Here is a 1540-nt window from a genome sequence, read left to right on the forward strand (position 1 = left end):
GCGCCATCGAGCCCCCATGGACGGGTTTACGGCGTGTCCTGACCACTCACACCGCCCCGCCAACCCACGGCATGCAGGCTTCTGACGTTGACGTTGACGTTGTCGCTGCGGGTGCAGGGCGCAGCCCTGCCGGAAACCCACTCAGAATCTGAACAGCACCGTCGCCGCATGCAGCAGCACCCCGATCAACCCACCCACCAGCGTGCCGTTGAACCGGATGAACTGCAGGTCGCGGCCCACGCTCAGTTCCAGCTGCTCGACCAGGTGCCGCTCGTCCCAGCCCTTAACCGTCTGCGCGATGTGCGTGGTCACCCCCTCGCGCAGGCGCTCGGTCAACCGCTGCGCACCCTCCAGCAGATGCTGGTTGAGCGCATCGCGCAGCGCCGGATCGGCCTGCAGCGTCGCACCCAGCGATGCCAGGCTGCGCTGCAGGTGACCGACCAGCGCCGAATCCTCGCGCTGCAGGTCCGCGCGCAGGCTGGCGTGGATGCGCGCCCACAGCCCCTGCACATACTCCTGCAGGGCCGGGTGGTCGATCATTTCCTGCTTCAGCTGTTCGATGCGCTCGGCCAGCGCCGGGTCTTCGCGCAGGCGCTGCACGTAGTTGCCCAGCCAGGTCTCGTAATCCTGCCGCAACGGATGCTGCGGCTCGGCCAGGACCTGCTGCAGCTCCTCCAGCACCGCACGCGCCAGGCGCTCGGCCAGGCTGTCACCGATCTCATCGATCGGCTTGATCCAGTTCACCGTGTTCGACAGCGTCGGCCACTCGCGCTGGATGTAGCGCACGATCAACTGCGAAGCGCGCTCCTTCACTTCCGGTTGTTCCAGCCAGCGGCCGAGCCGCTGCAGGCCCTCGTCCAGCACGCGCTGGTGGCGGCCATCGGCGGTCAGCAGGGCCAGCAGTTCGCCAGCGGTGGAGGCCGCGTTCCACTGTCGCAGCTGTTGCACGACGAAGCTGTGCAACTGCCGGCGCACGGCGCCTTCGTCGAAGAAATCCAGGGCCTGCAGCGCCCAGCCACGGGCCATGTCGGCCAGCATCCGCGAACGCGCCGGGTCGGCCAGCCAGCTGCCGAGACGGCTGGCCGGATCGAACACCTGCAGCTTGGCCAGCAGCACGCCCGGTTCCAGGAACTGGTCGCGCACGAACAGGGCAAGGCTGTCGCCGATGCGTTCCTTGCTGCGGGGGATGATCGCCGTGTGCGGAATGGGCAGGCCCATCGGCCGGCGGAACAGCGCGACCACCGCGAACCAGTCGGCCAGCGCGCCGACGGCGGCGGCCTCGCAGAAGGCCGACACCCAGGCCCAGCCACCACGCTCGCCCTGCCAGTGGCTGACCGCGAACCCGGCCAGCATCAACAGCAGCAGGCCCAGGGCGATGGCTTTCAGGCGTCGCAGCTGCGCGCGACGCGGATCGATGGCAGACGTCATGGGGGGAGTCTAACCGGCACCGCATGAGCGTCCGGGTGTGGGGGGGGGCGGGGGGGGGGCGGGGGGGGGGGGGGGGGGGGGGGGGGGTGGGGGGGGGGGGGGCGGGGCGCGG

1 protein-coding gene is annotated in these 1540 nt (G+C 70.2%); it reads right to left on the reverse strand.

Features of this window, described 5'->3' with window-relative positions; all coding sequences use genetic code 11:
• Nucleotides 1-141 precede the first annotated feature (141 nt).
• Nucleotides 142-1428 carry a DUF445 domain-containing protein gene (locus ACVOK1_RS20455; protein WP_108768356.1) on the reverse strand — a complete coding sequence of 429 codons (1287 nt, stop codon included), beginning with the start codon at nucleotides 1426-1428 and terminating at the stop codon, nucleotides 142-144.
• Nucleotides 1429-1540 lie beyond the last annotated feature (112 nt).

The organism is Stenotrophomonas sp. STEN087, assembly GCF_056759115.1.